The 16,111-nt window shown below is 35.3% G+C and carries 22 protein-coding genes and 1 pseudogene; 17 read left to right on the top strand and 6 right to left on the bottom strand.

The genetic code is table 11. The features are described from left to right. Nucleotides 1-9: 9 nt before the first annotated feature. On the bottom strand, nt 10-327 hold the full coding sequence (locus ACUN26_RS19725) for a hypothetical protein (protein WP_000417202.1): 318 nt from the start codon (nt 325-327) through the stop codon (nt 10-12). A 167-nt stretch (nt 328-494) separates the two neighbouring features. On the opposite strand from ACUN26_RS19725, the gene ACUN26_RS19720 reads away from it, so the two are divergent. The 3 genes from ACUN26_RS19720 to ACUN26_RS19710 all read left to right on the top strand — a co-directional run bounded on the left by ACUN26_RS19720 (nt 495) and on the right by ACUN26_RS19710 (nt 3,536). Then, nucleotides 495-1,700, top strand: coding sequence for an argininosuccinate synthase (locus ACUN26_RS19720; protein WP_000412333.1), 1,206 nt, complete (start codon nt 495-497; stop codon nt 1,698-1,700). After that, nucleotides 1,697-3,085 (top strand): argininosuccinate lyase, encoded by a 1,389-nt coding sequence (gene argH, locus ACUN26_RS19715; protein ID WP_000041284.1) that lies wholly within the window; start codon nt 1,697-1,699, stop codon nt 3,083-3,085. Before ACUN26_RS19720 ends, argH begins: the two co-directional genes overlap by 4 nt. Before the next feature lie 109 nt (nt 3,086-3,194). After that, nucleotides 3,195-3,536, top strand: a complete 342-nt coding sequence (locus ACUN26_RS19710; RefSeq protein ID WP_000470005.1) for a DUF3139 domain-containing protein — start codon at nt 3,195-3,197, stop codon at nt 3,534-3,536. Nucleotides 3,537-3,580: 44 nt separating this feature from the next. On the opposite strand, the gene ACUN26_RS19705 is transcribed toward ACUN26_RS19710, so the two are convergent. Next, nucleotides 3,581-3,760: a hypothetical protein gene (locus ACUN26_RS19705; protein ID WP_000342760.1), complete on the bottom strand. Its 180-nt coding sequence runs from the start codon at nt 3,758-3,760 to the stop codon at nt 3,581-3,583. A 95-nt stretch (nt 3,761-3,855) separates the two neighbouring features. On the opposite strand from ACUN26_RS19705, the gene ACUN26_RS19700 reads away from it, so the two are divergent. Further along, nucleotides 3,856-4,551 carry a hypothetical protein gene (locus tag ACUN26_RS19700; RefSeq protein ID WP_001252904.1) on the top strand — a complete coding sequence of 232 codons (696 nt, stop codon included), beginning with the start codon at nt 3,856-3,858 and terminating at the stop codon, nt 4,549-4,551. Between the two features lie 98 nt (nt 4,552-4,649). Continuing rightward, nucleotides 4,650-5,072, top strand: a complete 423-nt coding sequence (locus tag ACUN26_RS19695) for a VOC family protein (RefSeq protein WP_000250794.1) — start codon at nt 4,650-4,652, stop codon at nt 5,070-5,072. A gap of 252 nt (nt 5,073-5,324) precedes the next feature. Here the strand turns inward: ACUN26_RS19695 and ACUN26_RS19690 are convergent, their stop codons facing one another. Further along, complete coding sequence (locus tag ACUN26_RS19690; protein ID WP_001066671.1) at nt 5,325-5,783, bottom strand: universal stress protein; 459 nt, start codon at nt 5,781-5,783, stop codon at nt 5,325-5,327. A gap of 147 nt (nt 5,784-5,930) precedes the next feature. Between ACUN26_RS19690 and ACUN26_RS19685 the strand changes: the two genes are divergently transcribed. The 8 genes and pseudogenes from ACUN26_RS19685 (at nt 5,931) to ACUN26_RS19650 (ending at nt 10,534) form a co-directional block, all read left to right on the top strand. Next, nucleotides 5,931-6,722: an SDR family oxidoreductase gene (locus ACUN26_RS19685; protein ID WP_002039744.1), complete on the top strand. Its 792-nt coding sequence runs from the start codon at nt 5,931-5,933 to the stop codon at nt 6,720-6,722. A 214-nt stretch (nt 6,723-6,936) separates the two neighbouring features. Further along, nucleotides 6,937-8,070 carry an alanine dehydrogenase gene (gene ald, locus ACUN26_RS19680; protein ID WP_001219394.1) on the top strand — a complete coding sequence of 378 codons (1,134 nt, stop codon included), beginning with the start codon at nt 6,937-6,939 and terminating at the stop codon, nt 8,068-8,070. Nucleotides 8,071-8,177: 107 nt separating this feature from the next. Continuing rightward, nucleotides 8,178-8,387 carry a hypothetical protein gene (locus tag ACUN26_RS19675; protein WP_000540692.1) on the top strand — a complete coding sequence of 70 codons (210 nt, stop codon included), beginning with the start codon at nt 8,178-8,180 and terminating at the stop codon, nt 8,385-8,387. 152 nt (nt 8,388-8,539) lie between these two features. Beyond that, entirely contained in the window at nt 8,540-8,872 is a 333-nt protein-coding gene (locus ACUN26_RS19670) for a cupin domain-containing protein (RefSeq protein ID WP_000411489.1), read from the top strand. Then, nucleotides 8,869-9,657, top strand: coding sequence for a GNAT family N-acetyltransferase (locus tag ACUN26_RS19665; protein ID WP_001208745.1), 789 nt, complete (start codon nt 8,869-8,871; stop codon nt 9,655-9,657). The genes ACUN26_RS19670 and ACUN26_RS19665 overlap by 4 nt, the downstream gene beginning before the upstream one ends. A 2-nt stretch (nt 9,658-9,659) precedes the next feature. Next, nucleotides 9,660-10,004, top strand: coding sequence for a DUF6176 family protein (locus ACUN26_RS19660; RefSeq protein ID WP_002039747.1), 345 nt, complete (start codon nt 9,660-9,662; stop codon nt 10,002-10,004). 143 nt (nt 10,005-10,147) lie between these two features. Then, nucleotides 10,148-10,264, top strand: a pseudogene (locus ACUN26_RS19655) (anti sigma factor C-terminal domain-containing protein); the annotation flags it as partial. Nucleotides 10,265-10,327: 63 nt separating this feature from the next. Then, on the top strand, nt 10,328-10,534 hold the full coding sequence (locus tag ACUN26_RS19650; RefSeq protein WP_001248905.1) for a hypothetical protein: 207 nt from the start codon (nt 10,328-10,330) through the stop codon (nt 10,532-10,534). A 13-nt stretch (nt 10,535-10,547) separates the two neighbouring features. Here the strand turns inward: ACUN26_RS19650 and ACUN26_RS19645 are convergent, their stop codons facing one another. Continuing rightward, nucleotides 10,548-11,375 carry a DUF2785 domain-containing protein gene (locus tag ACUN26_RS19645; RefSeq protein WP_000941466.1) on the bottom strand — a complete coding sequence of 276 codons (828 nt, stop codon included), beginning with the start codon at nt 11,373-11,375 and terminating at the stop codon, nt 10,548-10,550. Nucleotides 11,376-11,554: 179 nt separating this feature from the next. Between ACUN26_RS19645 and ACUN26_RS19640 the strand changes: the two genes are divergently transcribed. Beyond that, nucleotides 11,555-11,908, top strand: coding sequence for a hypothetical protein (locus ACUN26_RS19640; RefSeq protein ID WP_002039748.1), 354 nt, complete (start codon nt 11,555-11,557; stop codon nt 11,906-11,908). Between the two features lie 23 nt (nt 11,909-11,931). Beyond that, on the top strand, nt 11,932-12,294 hold the full coding sequence (locus ACUN26_RS19635) for a DUF3221 domain-containing protein (protein WP_000089306.1): 363 nt from the start codon (nt 11,932-11,934) through the stop codon (nt 12,292-12,294). Nucleotides 12,295-12,323: 29 nt separating this feature from the next. Here ACUN26_RS19635 and pepQ read toward each other — a convergent pair whose 3' ends face one another. Continuing rightward, nucleotides 12,324-13,421 carry a Xaa-Pro dipeptidase gene (gene pepQ / locus ACUN26_RS19630; RefSeq protein WP_000994035.1) on the bottom strand — a complete coding sequence of 366 codons (1,098 nt, stop codon included), beginning with the start codon at nt 13,419-13,421 and terminating at the stop codon, nt 12,324-12,326. A gap of 149 nt (nt 13,422-13,570) precedes the next feature. Here pepQ and ACUN26_RS19625 point away from each other — a divergent pair, with 149 nt between their 5' ends. Beyond that, nucleotides 13,571-14,254 (top strand): metal-dependent hydrolase, encoded by a 684-nt coding sequence (locus tag ACUN26_RS19625; protein ID WP_000868935.1) that lies wholly within the window; start codon nt 13,571-13,573, stop codon nt 14,252-14,254. Nucleotides 14,255-14,294: 40 nt separating this feature from the next. Here ACUN26_RS19625 and ACUN26_RS19620 read toward each other — a convergent pair whose 3' ends face one another. Beyond that, complete coding sequence (locus ACUN26_RS19620) at nt 14,295-14,456, bottom strand: hypothetical protein (RefSeq protein WP_000976100.1); 162 nt, start codon at nt 14,454-14,456, stop codon at nt 14,295-14,297. A gap of 244 nt (nt 14,457-14,700) precedes the next feature. Between ACUN26_RS19620 and ACUN26_RS19615 the strand changes: the two genes are divergently transcribed. Continuing rightward, a complete protein-coding gene (locus ACUN26_RS19615) occupies nt 14,701-16,014 on the top strand; it encodes a DRTGG domain-containing protein (protein WP_000201581.1) in 1,314 nt (437 codons plus the stop codon). Nucleotides 16,015-16,111: the final 97 nt, after the last annotated feature.

The raw sequence follows: 16,111 nt of genomic DNA, 5'->3' as shown, positions 1-16,111 counted from the left end.
ATGCTTTTTTCATTGGTGTGCTTTTCCCTCAGATACATTTTGGGTGAGGCGATACCAAAGCCAAAGGTCGTTAATAATAGAGGCTAAATCAGCTATTTCAGAATTAAGCCTACAGGAAATTTCAAAATTATCTTCGTTATTTAAACGATGTTGTTTTTGATTAATGTAATGTTCAAGCTCTTTTATACGATCAGGTATTTTTCCGCGAATTTGCTCCCATTTTAATAAAATACCATGCTGTGTTTTTTCAGAGATGTCTTCCCATTCTTCTTGTATGTTTGGCACTGCAATTCCTAGATGTTCATTGTATATAAAATACTTTTCCATAGACACACCTCCAATTTCCTGCCTCTATTTTACATAAAAAAAGAAAGAAATTCGACGAAATTGTTTGAAAAAAAATTATGAATTCCCCTTGATTCATTTTATGAAAGGTGTTAAAGTTTGAATTATTATAAGAAATAATGAATATTTATTCTTTAGGGGGATGTAAAATGGAGAAGAAAAAAGTTGTATTAGCATATTCCGGAGGTCTTGATACTTCCGTTGCAATTAAATGGTTACAAGAGAAGAATTATGATATTATCGCGCTTTGTTTAGATTTAGGAGAAGGAAAAGACTTAGCGTTTGTAAAAGAAAAAGCACTTTCAGTAGGTGCAATTAAATCGTATATGATTGATGTTCAAGAAGAATTCGCGAATGAATATGCATTGATGGCGATGCAAGCACACACGTTATACGAAGGGAAATATCCTCTTGTCTCTGCATTATCTCGTCCACTTATTGCGAAAAAATTAGTAGAAATCGCAGTACAAGAAGGCGCAACTGCAGTTGCACACGGATGTACAGGGAAAGGGAATGACCAAGTTCGTTTTGAAGTTTCTATTCAAGCATTGAATCCATATTTAGAAGTGATTGCGCCTGTACGTGAATGGAAGTGGTCACGTGAAGAAGAAATTGCATATGCAAAAGAAAACGATGTACCAATTCCAATTAATTTAGATAGCCCATTCTCAATCGATCAAAACTTATGGGGACGCAGCAACGAATGTGGAATTTTAGAAGATCCATGGGCAGCGCCGCCAGAAGATGCATACGAAATGACATTAGCATTAGAAGATACACCGAATAAACCAGAGTTTGTAGAAATTGGATTTGAAGCAGGAGTACCGACGACTTTAAATGGCACTTCATATTTACTGTCAGAACTAATTAAAACGTTAAATGCCCTTGCTGGAAAACATGGCGTTGGACGTATCGATCACGTAGAAAATCGTCTTGTCGGTATTAAATCTCGTGAAGTATACGAATGCCCAGCAGCAATGACGTTAATTACAGCGCATAAAGAGTTGGAAGATTTAACACACGTGAAAGAAGTAGCACATTTTAAACCGGTGATTGAACAGAAAATAACGGAACTTATTTATAATGGCTTATGGTTCTCTCCTTTAAAACAAGCGCTTCATGCATTTTTACAAGAAACGCAAAAGCATGTAACAGGTACAGTGCGTGTGAAATTATTTAAAGGTCATGCGATTGTAGAAGGGCGTAAATCTGAATACTCGTTATATGATGAGAAATTAGCTACGTATACTGCCCAGGATGAATTTAATCATGATGCAGCAGTTGGATTCATTTCATTATTCGGTTTACCGACGAAAGTATACAGTCAAGTGAATCAAAAGAAGGTGGAAGCGTGAGCAAACTTTGGGGCGGACGTTTTACAGAAGAAGCGGAAGCGTGGGTTGAAGAGTTTGGAGCGTCCATCTCCTTCGATCAACAATTAGTCAATCAAGATATAAATGGGAGTATTGCACACGTAACGATGCTAGCAAAGCAAGGGATCGTTACGAAAGAAGAAGCCGAGAAAATAAAGCTAGGTCTTCAATATTTATTAGAAGAAGCGAAACAAAATAAGTTACATTTCTCAGTTGAAGCTGAGGACATTCATTTAAACATTGAAAAGATGTTAATTGAAAAAATCGGTGAAGTGGGAGGGAAACTTCATACAGGCCGAAGCCGTAACGACCAAGTGGCAACAGATATGCATTTGTATATAAAAGAAAAGGTAGAAGATATTATAAAAGCTACAAAACAATTGCAAACTGTTCTTGTTCATCAAGCAGAAAATAATATTGAAACAATTATGCCTGGCTATACGCACTTGCAACGTGCGCAGCCTATATCATTTGCACATCATATTCTTGCTTACTTTTGGATGTTAGAGCGTGATGTGAATCGTTATGAAGATTCGTTAAAGCGTATTAACATTTCGCCATTAGGAGCAGGAGCGTTAGCTGGGACAACATTCCCGATTGATCGTGAATATAGTGCGGAGCTTCTTGGATTTAATGGAATCTATGAAAATAGTTTAGATGCAGTAAGCGATCGTGATTTCATATTGGAGTTCCTAAGTAACTCATCTATGCTCATGATGCACTTATCACGCTTTTGCGAAGAACTTATTTTATGGAGTAGCCAAGAGTTTCAATTTATTGAAATGAGCGATCAATACGCAACGGGAAGCAGCATTATGCCGCAAAAGAAAAATCCAGATATGGCGGAACTAATCCGCGGTAAAACAGGCAGAGTATACGGTAATTTATTCAGTTTACTTACAGTAATGAAAGGATTACCGCTCGCGTACAATAAAGACTTACAAGAAGATAAAGAAGGAATGTTTGATACAGTAAAAACAGTAGAAGGATGCCTTCATATTATGGCAGGCATGCTGGAAACGATGACTGTAAACAAAGAAAAAATGGGGCAAGCTGTGACCCAAGATTTCTCTAACGCAACAGAAATTGCGGACTACTTAGCGAACAAAGGACTACCATTCCGTCAAGCTCATGAAATTGTTGGGAAGTTAGTTCTACATTGCACACAAAAAGGAATTTATTTATTAGATGTCCCACTTGAAACATATAAAGAAATGAGCTCTTTATTTGAAGAAGATTTGTATGAAGTTCTTTCACCATATGCGGCTGTAAAGCGCCGTAATAGTGCTGGTGGGACAGGGTTTGAGCAAATCAAAAACGCTTTGGAGAAGGCGAAGGGGTTAACGAAAGAAGTTATTAAGAATTGAGTTGGGAAGTACGCCAGTCTATTAAAGTCTGGCGTACTTTATTTTTTACTAGCATTTAAGTTACAATGTAGTAAAAAATAACAATTTAGGGGAAATCTATGAAGAAATAGTGTTTATCATTGTATTGTTAATTAGCTTAATTGCAAATGCTAAAGTGTTTCTTTTGGACAAATATATGTATGTTGGTGAAAAAGAAAAGCGAGAAGAAGCAATTATCGCAATGATGTGGCATTTGCAAGATAAAGGATATAAAGAAAGTGATATTTTATATATAAAACCGGCCTTTTATAGCAAAATGGATTCGTATGGTATGAATGTGCAGTTTAAAGATGAACCAAATGAATCATATACATATAGAGTTTTAAAAGATGCGAAAACAAATAAACTAACTGTACACCAAGATAGCAATGAGCCAGGTGGTATGGGCGGGAAGCATCAAGAGCTTAAATAAAGAAAGAAAACGACTGATGGCATTCGCCTGCAGTCGTTTTTCTTTTAATCATACTTATGTCGATCTTCTGTAATTCGAATATACTCAATATCCATCAAATCACGAAGTAATGCACCATTACTTAGTTCAACGCCGTGTTTCTCTTTAAAATGAGTGCGAATCGTATCTAGCATTTCAATTTCTTTGCCGTTCACGTCTAAAATAATGCGTTCAGAATCATCCATATAGCATCCTCCTTTTTTCAACATATATATTTTGTCCGTCTATTTCTAAAAAATGTATGTTAACGTAATGTTAGGAAATAAGAAAGGGATGGAAAATGAGACGTATTTATTTTATAGGGCTAATTTTGTACACATTAATTGTATTACATGTTGCATTCCCAAATATCTTTTCATTTGAGGATGTAGAAACAGTACACGTTGTGATATTTATTTTTGCTCTATTTGTAGTAGATTGCTTTATTTCTATATGGCTTTCGAAAAGAAAAGATATACAAGGCAAAAAAGAAATGGAACGGAAAAAGAGAAAACGTTCATTTTGGATGATGACGTACTGTTTGTCTTTAGTGCTTACTGCTGCTTTTTTTAGTGAACATATTCCATTAGAAAGATTAAATATTGGATTTGGAGCGTTCGTATTCGCATATTATTTTTTTATGCACTTTCTTCCTTATATGAAAGAAAAGCGAGGAGAAGAGGAAGTCCCGCTTGTAGAAGAAGTGAGAGAACAAGAGAGTAAGAAAATTGAAGGGGATATAAAGAAACTTGGAGAACAAAAGTGGTATTTAAAATCAAAAATCATATACGTTCTTTGCTTTATTACGCCGCCAATTGGCTATTTGTACGTTTTCTTACTTCGTAAAAAAATGACAGAAGATGCAAAGCAAGCGTACTTAACGATTGCGACAATCATGATGGCGTTATGGTCTTTGAAGTTTCTTCCGCCTTATGTGTTGGCAGTAGCTGTTGTAGTGGTTGTTTGTCTTGTATTTATAGTGAAGTATGTGAAATGAAGAAAAACAAGAGCCTATGTTATTAAACTAACAGATAGATTAAAGTAAGAAATGTTATACTATAATTTGCTTATTCAGTAATAATAGGAGGGATAATAATGGTTCAATCAATAGTTCATATCGCATTAGTAGTAAAAGACTACGATGAGGCAATAGAGTTCTATACAAAGAAACTAAATTTCACACTAGTCCAAGGTATATATCAGCCAGAGCAAAACAAGAGATGGGTAGTGGTATCACCTCCTGGTTCAGTCGGCACCACAATATTACTGGCTAGAGCATCTAAACCGGAGCAAGATTCTTTTATTGGTAACCAGTCAGGCGGCAGAGTTTTTCTTTTCTTAAATACTGACGATTTTTGGAGAGATTATAATGAAATGATTTCAAGAGGAATAGAATTTGTAAGAGAGCCGAAAGAGCAAGAATATGGAATAGTTGCAGTATTCAAGGATTTATACGGGAATTTATGGGATTTGTTGCAACTAAAAGACGACCATCCAATTGTTCAAAGAATTAAGTAGAATACAGTGTAAACTTGATTAAACAATCAATTGAAAAATGAGGATTTTAAAATCCATGCAAGAATAGAGAAAAAACAGAGCAGACTTATTCCTATGAATAAAGGCATGTCGTGAAAAAAAGGAGTGGATTACCCACTCCTTTTTCGTTTATTATCATTGTTTAACAACATGTATTTATTGTTCATTCGGGCCTCGAACTTAATTTTCCGTATCCTTCGGTAAAACATGTGGACTCGGTGTTTTATTTATGAATTAAAGATCACCTTGCTCCTCATCACCACGAACAACAAGGACATCGCATTTCGCATAGCGAATAATATGTTCAGAGACGCTACCGATTAAGAAACGCTCAACAGCATTTAAACCAGTCGCACCACACATAATTAAATCTACTTTATGGTTTGGAGCGATTTCTTTTGAAATTTTAGATTTAGGATTACCAAATTCTAATACAGTTTCAATTTTTTCAAGGCCAGCTTCAAGCGCAGTTTTTTTGTAGTCTTCTAATAAGTCTTCTGCAAATAGATTTGCACGTTCAGCAATTGCGCGGCTATAAGCTTCTACTGCTGAGTATGCTTTTACATCAACGATATGAGCAATTGTTAATTTTGCATTGTTTCGTTTTGCGACTTGAATTGCTTTTTTAAAGGCTTTTTCTGCTTCTTTAGAACCGTCCACCGCGATTAAAATATTTGTATATGTATTATTCATAGTAAATTCCTCCCAATCATTTTTATTACCTTTTACAACTTTATTATAAAACAAATTTTGGTAATGTGCTTGTCGGAAACGTTACAGAATTTTGAAAACTTTGTTTTAATTCATTTTAGTTGTAATTGGTGCGAGAACTTGTTACATATGAACTATAGCAATTTAAAAGGGGGCAGTTTTGTGAGACATGCGCTCATTACAGCCGGTACGAAAGGTTTAGGAAAGCAAGTAACAGAAAAATTATTGGCTAAAGGCTATTCAGTAACAGTAACATATCATAGCGATATAACGGCTATGGAAACGATGAAAGAAACATATAAAAATATGGAAGAGCGTCTACAATTCGTGCAAGCGGATGTCACGAAAAAGGAAGATTTACATAAAATAGTAGAAGAAGCGATGAGCCGTTTTGGCAAAATTGACTTTTTAATTAATAATGCTGGTCCATATGTATTTGAACGGAAAAAGTTAGTCGATTATGAAGAAGAAGAATGGAATGAAATGATTCAGGGCAATTTAACAGCGGTATTTCATTTATTAAAACTTGTCGTTCCGGTCATGAGAAAACAGAACTTTGGCCGTATTATTAATTACGGATTTCAAGGGGCAGATAGTGCACCGGGATGGATTTATCGCTCAGCTTTCGCGGCAGCAAAAGTAGGACTTGTTTCATTAACGAAAACAGTTGCTTACGAAGAAGCGGAATACGGTATTACTGCGAACATGGTATGTCCTGGTGATATTATTGGTGAAATGAAAGAGGCGACAATTCAAGAAGCACGCCAGCTGAAAAGTCATAACACACCAATTGGTAGATCTGGAACAGGTGAAGATATCGCAAGAACGATTTCGTTTTTATGTGAGGACGATTCCGATATGATTACCGGTACAATTATTGAAGTGACTGGTGCAGTGGATGTTATTCATAGACATCGATAGAACAAAATAAAATGGAGTTTTAAATAATTGGACAGTTTATCCTTCATACTGAGAGATGCGGATAATACTGTCCTTTCATGTAATATTAAATCTATCGGAAAACTTGTGTTATTTTTTTGTCAAATATTGAGATATTATGTTAGAATATAAGGGCGTAGAAAGCGCTTTAAAAAATGATTCAGGGGTCATTTCATAACTCAAGGGGGAACTAATAATGCGTATCGGTATTCCAACAGAAATTAAAAACAATGAAAACCGTGTGGCAATGACGCCAGCGGGAGCAGTACATTTAGTACAAAATGGTCATGAAGTTTTTGTTCAAAAAGGAGCAGGTTTAGGATCTGGCTTTACAGATGAAGAATATGTACAAGCTGGTGCGAAACTTGTTGAAACTGCTGAAGAAGCATGGAACCAAGATATGGTTATGAAGGTAAAAGAGCCAGTTGCAAGTGAATACGGTAATTTCCGCGAAGGTTTAATTTTATTCACATACTTACACTTAGCTCCAGAACCAGAATTAACGAAAGCATTAATTGATAACAAAGTGGTATCAATTGCATACGAAACAGTACAATTAGACAATCGTTCTTTACCATTACTTGCACCTATGAGTGAAGTAGCTGGTCGTATGTCTGCACAAATCGGTGCACAGTTCCTTGAGAAAAACAAAGGTGGTAAAGGTATTTTACTTGCAGGCGTTCCAGGGGTGAAACGCGGCAAAGTAACAGTTATCGGTGGTGGTCAAGCTGGTACAAACGCAGCGAAGATTGCAGTAGGTTTAGGTGCAGATGTAACAATCATCGACTTAAGTGCAGAACGTCTTCGTCAATTAGATGACATTTTCGGTAACCAAGTAAAAACGTTAATGTCTAATCCTTACAACATTGCAGAAGCAGTAAGAGAATCTGATCTTGTTATTGGTGCGGTATTAATTCCAGGTGCAAAAGCGCCAAAACTTGTAACAGAAGAAATGATTCAATCAATGGAACCAGGTTCTGTCGTTGTAGATATTGCGATTGACCAAGGTGGTATTTTCGAAACAACTGACCGTATTACAACTCATGACAACCCAACTTACGAAAAACATGGCGTTGTTCATTATGCAGTTGCAAATATGCCAGGTGCGGTTCCACGTACATCAACTCTTGCATTAACAAACGTAACAGTACCATATGCATTACAAATTGCTAACAAAGGCTATAAAGACGCTTGCTTAGGCAATTCTGCATTACTAAAAGGTATTAACACATTAGATGGATATGTAACATTCGAAGCAGTTGCAGAAGCACACGGCTTACAATACGCTGATGCAAAAGAGCTTCTTGAAAAAGCTCCTGCTTTATCATAATAGAAATATATGTAGAGCCTTCCTTTTATTAGGAGGGCTTTTATTTAAGGGGAAAACATTGTGCAATTAAAATAAAAAGAAATAAAGATGTAAATAGGAGGGGCAATATGGGGTATATTTATGATATTTTGTCAGTGGGTTTGCTTATAGCAGGAATTATTACAATGGTTGTAGGCAAAAAGAAAAATGATCTGAAATTAAGAGGGATTGGTATTGGGATTGTAACTGCAGTACTTATCATTGGATTACCAGATTTTGCAAAAGGTTACATGGAAGGTGTACTTTCTGCTGGAGATAGTGCATTTCCGATAAAATAGAAAGGATGATCTTTAATTTCTCTTATAGTTAGGAGAGATTGGAGGTCATTTTTTATTTGAATTTTCCATATGGAATTTTTTTCTTGTTAGTAAAATGCCTCTTATGCTAATTTAAAGATAAGTATATAAAGGGGTGTAAAGAGGGGGATTCTATGGAAAAGATAAATTTAATAGATTTAACAAAAGATATAAAAGATCAACATAAAAACTTCGTCGTTTCAAATGTAAATAGTCATTGCTTACGAATCGCTGTATTTACTGGTGAATATGATTGGCACTATCATTCTAATTCGGATGAGTTATTTATTGTATTAGAGGGAGAATTACTTATCGATTTTCAAGACGGAGAAACAGCGGTTTTAAAGCCGAATGATTCTATCTTAATTCCAGCATGTACGATTCATAGAACGAGAGCATTCAAGAGAACTGTAAATCTTTGTTTTGAAAATATAGAGGCTGATACGATTATAGTGGAGCAATTATGAGGGAATTATCTGTAGCCCAGTATAGAAAAATACTTTCGATTTTAGAAAGTAATACAAGAACCACAACTTTTGCTTATGCAGTATGTGATCAAACGATAGATGGTAGGGTTTTTGCAAACGAGGAGTTAACAGCAGGACTAATTATCACAGCTAATGGCATTCATTATTTATTTGGTAATACGCAAGATGAAAGTTATAACGAAGATGTATTTTCGTATATAAAAACGGCCATTGAAAAAACAGAGAAGAGATTTACATTGTTCACTTCGAGTGAAGAGTGGGAAATGATGTTAGAAGAGCGTTTTAGTAATGTGCTTCGGAAAATCCCGCGAATGAAATTTCAAAGAGTAACCTTTGAAGAGAGAAAGCGAGATTGTAACAAAAATACATATGAAGTGAAGCGTATTGATAGAAGAGATATAGAACGAAGTAATGAATTTACACAGGCGTATTATAAAGAATATTGGGGATCAAATGAAGCATTTTTGAATGATGGTTTTGGATTTTGTATAGAACAAAATGGGATGACTGTAGCGGAATGTGTTTCGATATTTAGTGGGAATGGATTTGCTGAAATTGATATCGTGACGCATGAAGCGTATCAAGGGAAAGGGTTAGCTCAAGCTGTCGCAACACGTTTCATTGAACATTGTATACAAAATGATATTACACCGTGTTGGGATTGTTATGTAGACAATATTCCTTCGCAAAAATTAGCTAGTAAATTAAATTTTCATCATCCAATAGAATATGGTTTGTTTGTACGTAAGAGAATGGGGGAATGAAAATGAATGTGGAGTTAACGAGATTTAAAGTGAAACAAGGTAAAAGTCATCGTGTAGATGAATGGATGCAGCTTCTTAATGACAATATGAAAGAAGTGCTGTTGACACTAAACGACGAGAAAATGTACGTAGAGACAATTTTCCGGGAAATAAGAGATGGAGAAGAATACTTATATTGGTATTCTGTGCAAGGAGAAGGCGGGGCTCTTGTCGAAAATTCTCATCATGAAATTGATAAAAAGCATGTAGCGTTTTGGTATGAGTGTATTGATGAAGAAGCACCGTCTGTTGATATGAAAACAGAAGTTGTTATGATTCAAGATGTTGTGAAGGGAGCGATTAAATAATAGAATAGTGTTTTTTGGAGAAGCACATTAAAATAGATGTGCTTTTTATTATGCAAAATTTTAAAAAAGAAAAGCTGTATTTAGATATTTTCAAGTGAAAATAAAGGGGGATTTCAAGAGCATTTTAGGACAAACTATAATGAAAAGACCTACCAATATACGGTGTAGTCGTAACAGGAAAAATAGAGGATTTACAAAGTTTACAAGGGTTACCGTATATTAAGGTTGCTGTTAGAGGTGTAACAGTTGAGAAATATTGATTACGAGTAATTAATGTGAATAATCAGAAAATTTATGTTATAATATGGGAAAAGGAGGTTTATATGAGGCAAATACATGGAGCAATTTATATTTACATAACAATGTTTTTCGTGGCGATATCCTATGGATTGGGGCACGTGTATTCGCATCCTATACTAACTTTTTTAAGCGGAGCATGTATGGCGTTTGCGCTTCTTGTCCACCTTTTCTCAGTTTGGATCGTAAAATTTCAATTAAATATTAGTGAAATAGAAGAAGGCACTTTTTAAAGGGCCTTCTTTTTTAGTAATATTGGCGAAGTCCTTGTAGTAATTTTTCAATTTCGTATTCAGTTTCCTTACATATAGATATTGTACGTAATCTGAAAAATAAGCTACGTAAGAAAGCTTTTATATTTCCGTATAGAAATTCGTATGATTCAATATGTAGTGTTGATTTTTGAACTTGTAATTGAGTTGCTAAATCACGAAGGGCTAATATGAGTACTTCTTCCTTTAGGCCATTTTGCAGCATTGCGACAATTGGATAAACGAGACGCTCATCTTCTTCGTATTTGTAATAGATGGAATGAACACAAACTTTGTTTAATAAAGTTTGTAATATTTCTTCGTAATATAAATTTTCCAGTTTAGGACTATTCACAAGCGCTTCAAATGTATCGGAAGCATGAGCGACACTATGCGCCCAGCCACGTTCTTGGACATAGCCTCGTAAGTCGTGCTCTTTGTTCATATATAAAATTAATTGATCTTTTACATTTAATATATCAGTCTGTGATAAGAAATTATGATTTGTATCCGCATCAATAATGAGCGCAATTAATAATGTCGTAAATGCACGGGTAAATACCGCATCTTCGTCATCCGAATGAATCTTATACAATAAATATTTATCACTGATGCTTTCTAATAATAGTTTCTGCAAGTGTGAGTGTGAAATATAGCCCTTCTTGATGAGATGATAAAAAGTAGAGTAAATAAGTTTATCCCTTAAATAACTATCAGTAACACCGATATGTTCAAGCATATTGGAACTTAAAGAATCAATATGAATTGTGTTGTCCAGTATGTAATTATTATTACGAATTTCTTCTAACTGTTGTTGTAACATATAAACCTCCTATTTTAGAAAATTCTGCATTTTAATAATATAATAAAAGGAAGAAATAGACAATAAAGTGAAGCTTTAATCAGTGGGGGGGTCATCCCCCAACTAACTTCTTTGCTTTCACCGAATTTTGAGGTTGGGGTCTTACTGCCCGTTACTGCGGGATAAATAAGTGCTTTTGAATGGAGGGCATTATGAAGAGAACATTATTCTTTTTTATAAGTATTTTCTTTTTAGGAAGTTGTTCGATTTCGTATGTTACTTTTTCTAGCGAGAGCAAAAGTTGGACGGGGCAATATAAAGGGCATATTAAGGATGACAGTGAAGATGGAAATACAGAATTTAAAAATTTGGAGATTTCTATTCATGGGACCTTTAGTACAATGACAGAAACGTCAGAAGTTCATAAAGGAGCAAGGATTGAAATGAAATCTTCTTGTGTAAGTTGTGCGCCTCTATCTAAAGATGAACCGATAGAGATTGTGATTAAATGGGATGATAAGTATGAAGAGAAGATGGTTTTAAAGCGGAAATAGCAAACATAGAGTGAGGGATAAAAATGAGTAGGAATATGAGAGTTTCTATGTATATATTTTTTAGTGTATTTCTAATCATATTATCAGCGTGTACTACAAAACAAGTAGAGGTAAAAAAAGTACCTGAAGAAGGGTATGTCATAGTAAGAAATGATGCGGTATTTTTTGTCGGTGATAAAACGTTTAATACAAAAGTAGAGTTGCAACATTATATAGAACAACAAATGAATAAAGAACATCCATCAGATATAGTGTTGAGCTTTAAGGAGAAAAACGCATCTAATCGATTAAAAACAGGAGATAAAATAAAAGTATGGTCTTCTCACATACTTGAAAGTTACCCAGGACAAATGATTGTAGAGAAATTTAAAGTAGTAGAAAAATAGAAAAAGGCAGCAATTAAGCTGCCTTTTTCTTATTTTACAAATTGTAATTCTTTCGGGAATTTCGTTAAAATTTCTGATCCGTCTTTTGTGATGTAAATATCATCTTCAATACGAACGCCACCTACGTTTGGTACGTAAATACCTGGTTCGATTGTGAAGACCATACCTTCTTTTAATAGAGAATCGTTGCCTTCTTTTACATCTGGATATTCGTGAACGCTAATTCCAAGTCCGTGACCAAGTCGGTGCGGGAAGAAGTCTCCGTAACCTGCATCCGCGATAACAGAACGAGCAGCATTATCAATTGCGCCAAGTGTAACGCCTGGTTTACATGCTTCAACTGCTTGTAGTTGTCCAGCAAGTACAGTGTTGTAAATGCGAGTTTGTTCTTCAGAAAGTTCACCGAATGCTACTGTACGTGTAATATCAGAGCAATAACCGTCAATAATTACGCCTAAATCAAATAGTACGAAATCGCCGCGCTTCATTTTGTTAGCACCTGGAATACCGTGTGGAAGAGCAGAGTTAGCACCTGCTAATACCATCGTATCAAATGACATTTTATGTATGCCTTTTGTTTTTAATTCGTGTTCAATAATTGCTAATACTTCTAGTTCGCTACGGTTTTCTTTAATTGCATTTACCCCAACTTCAACAGCATAGTCTGCCATTTTAGCTGCTTCACGTAAAATAGAAAGTTCTTTTTCATCCTTAATTAAACGAAGCTCGCGAACTTTTTCCTCTGCTGATTTGAAAGCTGCATTTGGGAATAATTTTGTTAATTCTTCGTAACGTTCTACGTTTAAATGTTCTTTTTCAATTGCAACTGCATTTGCATTGATGCCACGGTCTTTAATTGCTTTTGCAATCATATCCCATGGTCTGTCAGTATCAGTGAATCCGATAATTTCATGTGCCCATCCAGCGTTACGTGCTTGGCCTTCTTCCATTTTAGGGCAAATTAAAATAGGCTCTTTTTCTTGGAATACAAACATACCAAGTAGTCTTTCGTGTGGTTCACAGTGGAAGTTTGTCATGTAGAAAACGTTTGGTGTAGAAGTTAAGAACGCGGCTTCTACGTTTTTTTCTTTTAGCCATTGCATTAAATTTTCTAATCTAGCATTCATCGATTGGCACCCCCGAGATATTTAATTACAAATATAACTTTACCTCGGAAGAAAGCGTTATGACAAGTAAATAGATGTTAGAAAAGACAGGGAATTGAAAAATCATGTAGAATAAAAAGTGAGAATGTGAATAGGGGAGGAATGTAATAATGAAAGTATCTTATCATGGGCATTCAGTTGTAAAGATTGAAACGAATGGAAAAGTGATTTTAATTGATCCATTTTTAACGGGAAATCCGAAAACAGATTTAAAGGCTGAAGATGTAAAAGTAGATGCAATTCTTTTATCGCACGGTCATGGTGATCATGTTGGAGATACAGTAGAGCTTGCGAAGAAAAATAATGCAGTTGTTGTGGCGCCATTTGAACTAGCGACATTTTTAAGTTGGCAAGGTGTAGAAACACATCCGATGCATATTGGTGGTTCACATGAATTTGACTTCGGAAAAGTGAAGTTTACACAAGCATTCCACGGCTCTAGTTATATTGATGAAGAAAATAAGACGATTACATATACAGGTATGCCAGCGGGTATTTTATTTACAGCAGAAGAGAAAACGGTTTACCATGCAGGGGATACGGCTCTATTCTCTGATATGAAGTTAATTGGGGAACTGAATGATATAGATATAGCGTTTTTACCAATTGGTGATAATTTCACAATGGGACCAGAAGATGCTGTTTTAGCAGCAAAATGGATTCATGCGAAAACTGTTGTACCGATGCATTACAATACGTTCCCAGTTATTGAACAGGATCCATATCAATTTGTAGAAAAACTACAAAATTGTACAGGGAAAGTATTAGAAGTTGGAGAAAGTATTACGCTATAAAACAGATACCCTTCATTTGAAAAGACAAGTGAAGGGCTTTTTATGCGTGTAGTACAGCTTTTAAAGTCTGTATTTGTTTAGTTGACTCTTCTCTTTTTGAACGCGGCTGTTCAGGAGTTTCATTCAAATCCATTGCAACTTTTTTCCCATCTACACAAGCTAAAAATACTGCGCCTATAACCTCTAAAATTTTTTTCATCATGTATTCGCTCCTTTGTTTCATTTCTTGTCTTAATTGTATATGGAAGTGTGTGGACGAACTATCGAACGAGATGACAATAGCATTACATTGTTGTAATGGAATGACTAGTGGAATGTAAGGGGCATTTTGTTATAAAAAAAATAGTACAGATATACAAAGAGAGAGTGTAACAGTTTTGAAAATATAGTATACTGGGAATACAACACATGAAGAATTTAGGGAAAAGAAAGTATGGTGAAACCATTTGGCTACCAAACATAATCAAATTTTAGAACATATTAATAGCCTACCGGTAGGGCATAAAATTTCTGTAAGGCAAATTGCGAAAGATTTGAGTGTAAGTGAAGGGACAGCTTACCGTGCGATTAAAGATGCAGAAAATAAAGGATATGTTAGTACAATTGAACGTGTCGGAACAATTCGAATTGAACAAAAGAAGAAAGAGAATATCGAAAAACTAACATATGCAGAAGTCGTTAACATTGTCGATGGTCAAGTACTTGGAGGCAGAGAAGGACTACATAAAACATTAAATAAATTCGTAATCGGGGCTATGAAATTAGAAGCGATGATGCGCTATACAGAAGCGGGGAACTTGCTTATCATCGGGAACCGTACGAATGCACATCAATTAGCATTAGAAACAGGGGCCGCTGTATTAATTACAGGTGGATTTGATACAGAAGAGCATGTGAAAAAGTTAGCAGATGAATTGAAGTTGCCGATTATTTCCAGTAGCTATGATACATTTACGGTCGCAACGTTAATTAACCGCGCGATTTATGATCAACTTATTAAGAAAGAAATTGTACTCGTTGAAGATATTTTAACACCGATTGAAGAAACACTATATTTAAAGCCTAGTGATATCGTGCAGAAATGGCATGAGTACAATGAAGAGACGATGCATGGACGTTATCCAATTGTGGATGAAAATAAAAAGGTGTTAGGTATCGTAACTTCGAAAGATATGATTGGTGTTGCGAAAGATACACCAATTGATAAAGTGATGACGAAACACCCTATTACGGTAAATGGAAAGATGTCTGTCGCAGCTGCAGCGCGTATGATGGTATGGGAAGGTATTGAATTACTTCCTGTTGTGGAAGATGGAAATAAATTGCAAGGTATCATTAGTCGTCAAGATGTACTTCAGGCATTACAGATGATTCAGCGTCAACCACAAGTTGGTGAAACGATTGATGATATTGTAACGAATCAATTTATGACGCCGAAAGAAGCAAAAAATGAGCATTTGTATCAATTTTCAGTGACACCACAAATGACGAATTCAATCGGAACATTATCTTACGGTGTATTTACAACAATTGTGACAGAAGCAACAAACCGTGTCATTCGTGCTCAGAAGAAGAGTGATTCAATTGTTGAGAACTTAACAATTTATTTTGTAAAGCCGGTTCAGATTGATAATGTTGTATCCGTTCATCCGAAAGTATTAGAAATTGGCCGTAAATTTGGTAAGGTTGATGTAGAAGTACACCATGAAGGTAATGTTGTTGGAAAAGCATTACTTATGGTGCAATTGATTGATAAATAAAAAGATGGAACAAATCGTTTTGATTTGTTCCATCTTTTTTTATGTAGAGAGTGATTTATATAATATTAAATGACAGAATATTAATTTATTTAGATGG

The organism is Bacillus sp. WC2503 (assembly GCF_052682895.1).
The sequence above is the reverse complement of the archived record's forward strand: the minus strand, read 5'-3'. Positions and strand labels throughout refer to the sequence as shown.

Bases quoted from the DNA above. Each gene is read 5' to 3' on its own strand.
- ACUN26_RS19625 (WP_000868935.1), top strand. From the start codon at position 13,571: ATGAAAGTATCTTATCATGGGCATTCAGTTGTAAAGATTGAAACGAAT.
- ACUN26_RS19645 (WP_000941466.1), bottom strand. From the start codon at position 11,375: ATGTTACAACAACAGTTAGAAGAAATTCGTAATAATAATTACATACTG.
- ACUN26_RS19635 (WP_000089306.1), top strand. From the start codon at position 11,932: ATGAGTAGGAATATGAGAGTTTCTATGTATATATTTTTTAGTGTATTT.
- ACUN26_RS19650 (WP_001248905.1), top strand. From the start codon at position 10,328: ATGAGGCAAATACATGGAGCAATTTATATTTACATAACAATGTTTTTC.
- ACUN26_RS19695 (WP_000250794.1), top strand. From the start codon at position 4,650: ATGGTTCAATCAATAGTTCATATCGCATTAGTAGTAAAAGACTACGAT.
- pepQ (WP_000994035.1), bottom strand. From the start codon at position 13,421: ATGAATGCTAGATTAGAAAATTTAATGCAATGGCTAAAAGAAAAAAAC.
- ACUN26_RS19640 (WP_002039748.1), top strand. From the start codon at position 11,555: ATGGAGGGCATTATGAAGAGAACATTATTCTTTTTTATAAGTATTTTC.
- ACUN26_RS19700 (WP_001252904.1), top strand. From the start codon at position 3,856: ATGAGACGTATTTATTTTATAGGGCTAATTTTGTACACATTAATTGTA.
- ACUN26_RS19660 (WP_002039747.1), top strand. From the start codon at position 9,660: ATGAATGTGGAGTTAACGAGATTTAAAGTGAAACAAGGTAAAAGTCAT.
- ACUN26_RS19675 (WP_000540692.1), top strand. From the start codon at position 8,178: ATGGGGTATATTTATGATATTTTGTCAGTGGGTTTGCTTATAGCAGGA.
- ACUN26_RS19665 (WP_001208745.1), top strand. From the start codon at position 8,869: ATGAGGGAATTATCTGTAGCCCAGTATAGAAAAATACTTTCGATTTTA.
- ACUN26_RS19685 (WP_002039744.1), top strand. From the start codon at position 5,931: ATGAACTATAGCAATTTAAAAGGGGGCAGTTTTGTGAGACATGCGCTC.
- ACUN26_RS19620 (WP_000976100.1), bottom strand. From the start codon at position 14,456: ATGATGAAAAAAATTTTAGAGGTTATAGGCGCAGTATTTTTAGCTTGT.
- ACUN26_RS19690 (WP_001066671.1), bottom strand. From the start codon at position 5,783: ATGAATAATACATATACAAATATTTTAATCGCGGTGGACGGTTCTAAA.
- ACUN26_RS19720 (WP_000412333.1), top strand. From the start codon at position 495: ATGGAGAAGAAAAAAGTTGTATTAGCATATTCCGGAGGTCTTGATACT.
- ACUN26_RS19725 (WP_000417202.1), bottom strand. From the start codon at position 327: ATGGAAAAGTATTTTATATACAATGAACATCTAGGAATTGCAGTGCCA.
- ald (WP_001219394.1), top strand. From the start codon at position 6,937: ATGCGTATCGGTATTCCAACAGAAATTAAAAACAATGAAAACCGTGTG.
- ACUN26_RS19670 (WP_000411489.1), top strand. From the start codon at position 8,540: ATGGAAAAGATAAATTTAATAGATTTAACAAAAGATATAAAAGATCAA.
- ACUN26_RS19705 (WP_000342760.1), bottom strand. From the start codon at position 3,760: ATGGATGATTCTGAACGCATTATTTTAGACGTGAACGGCAAAGAAATT.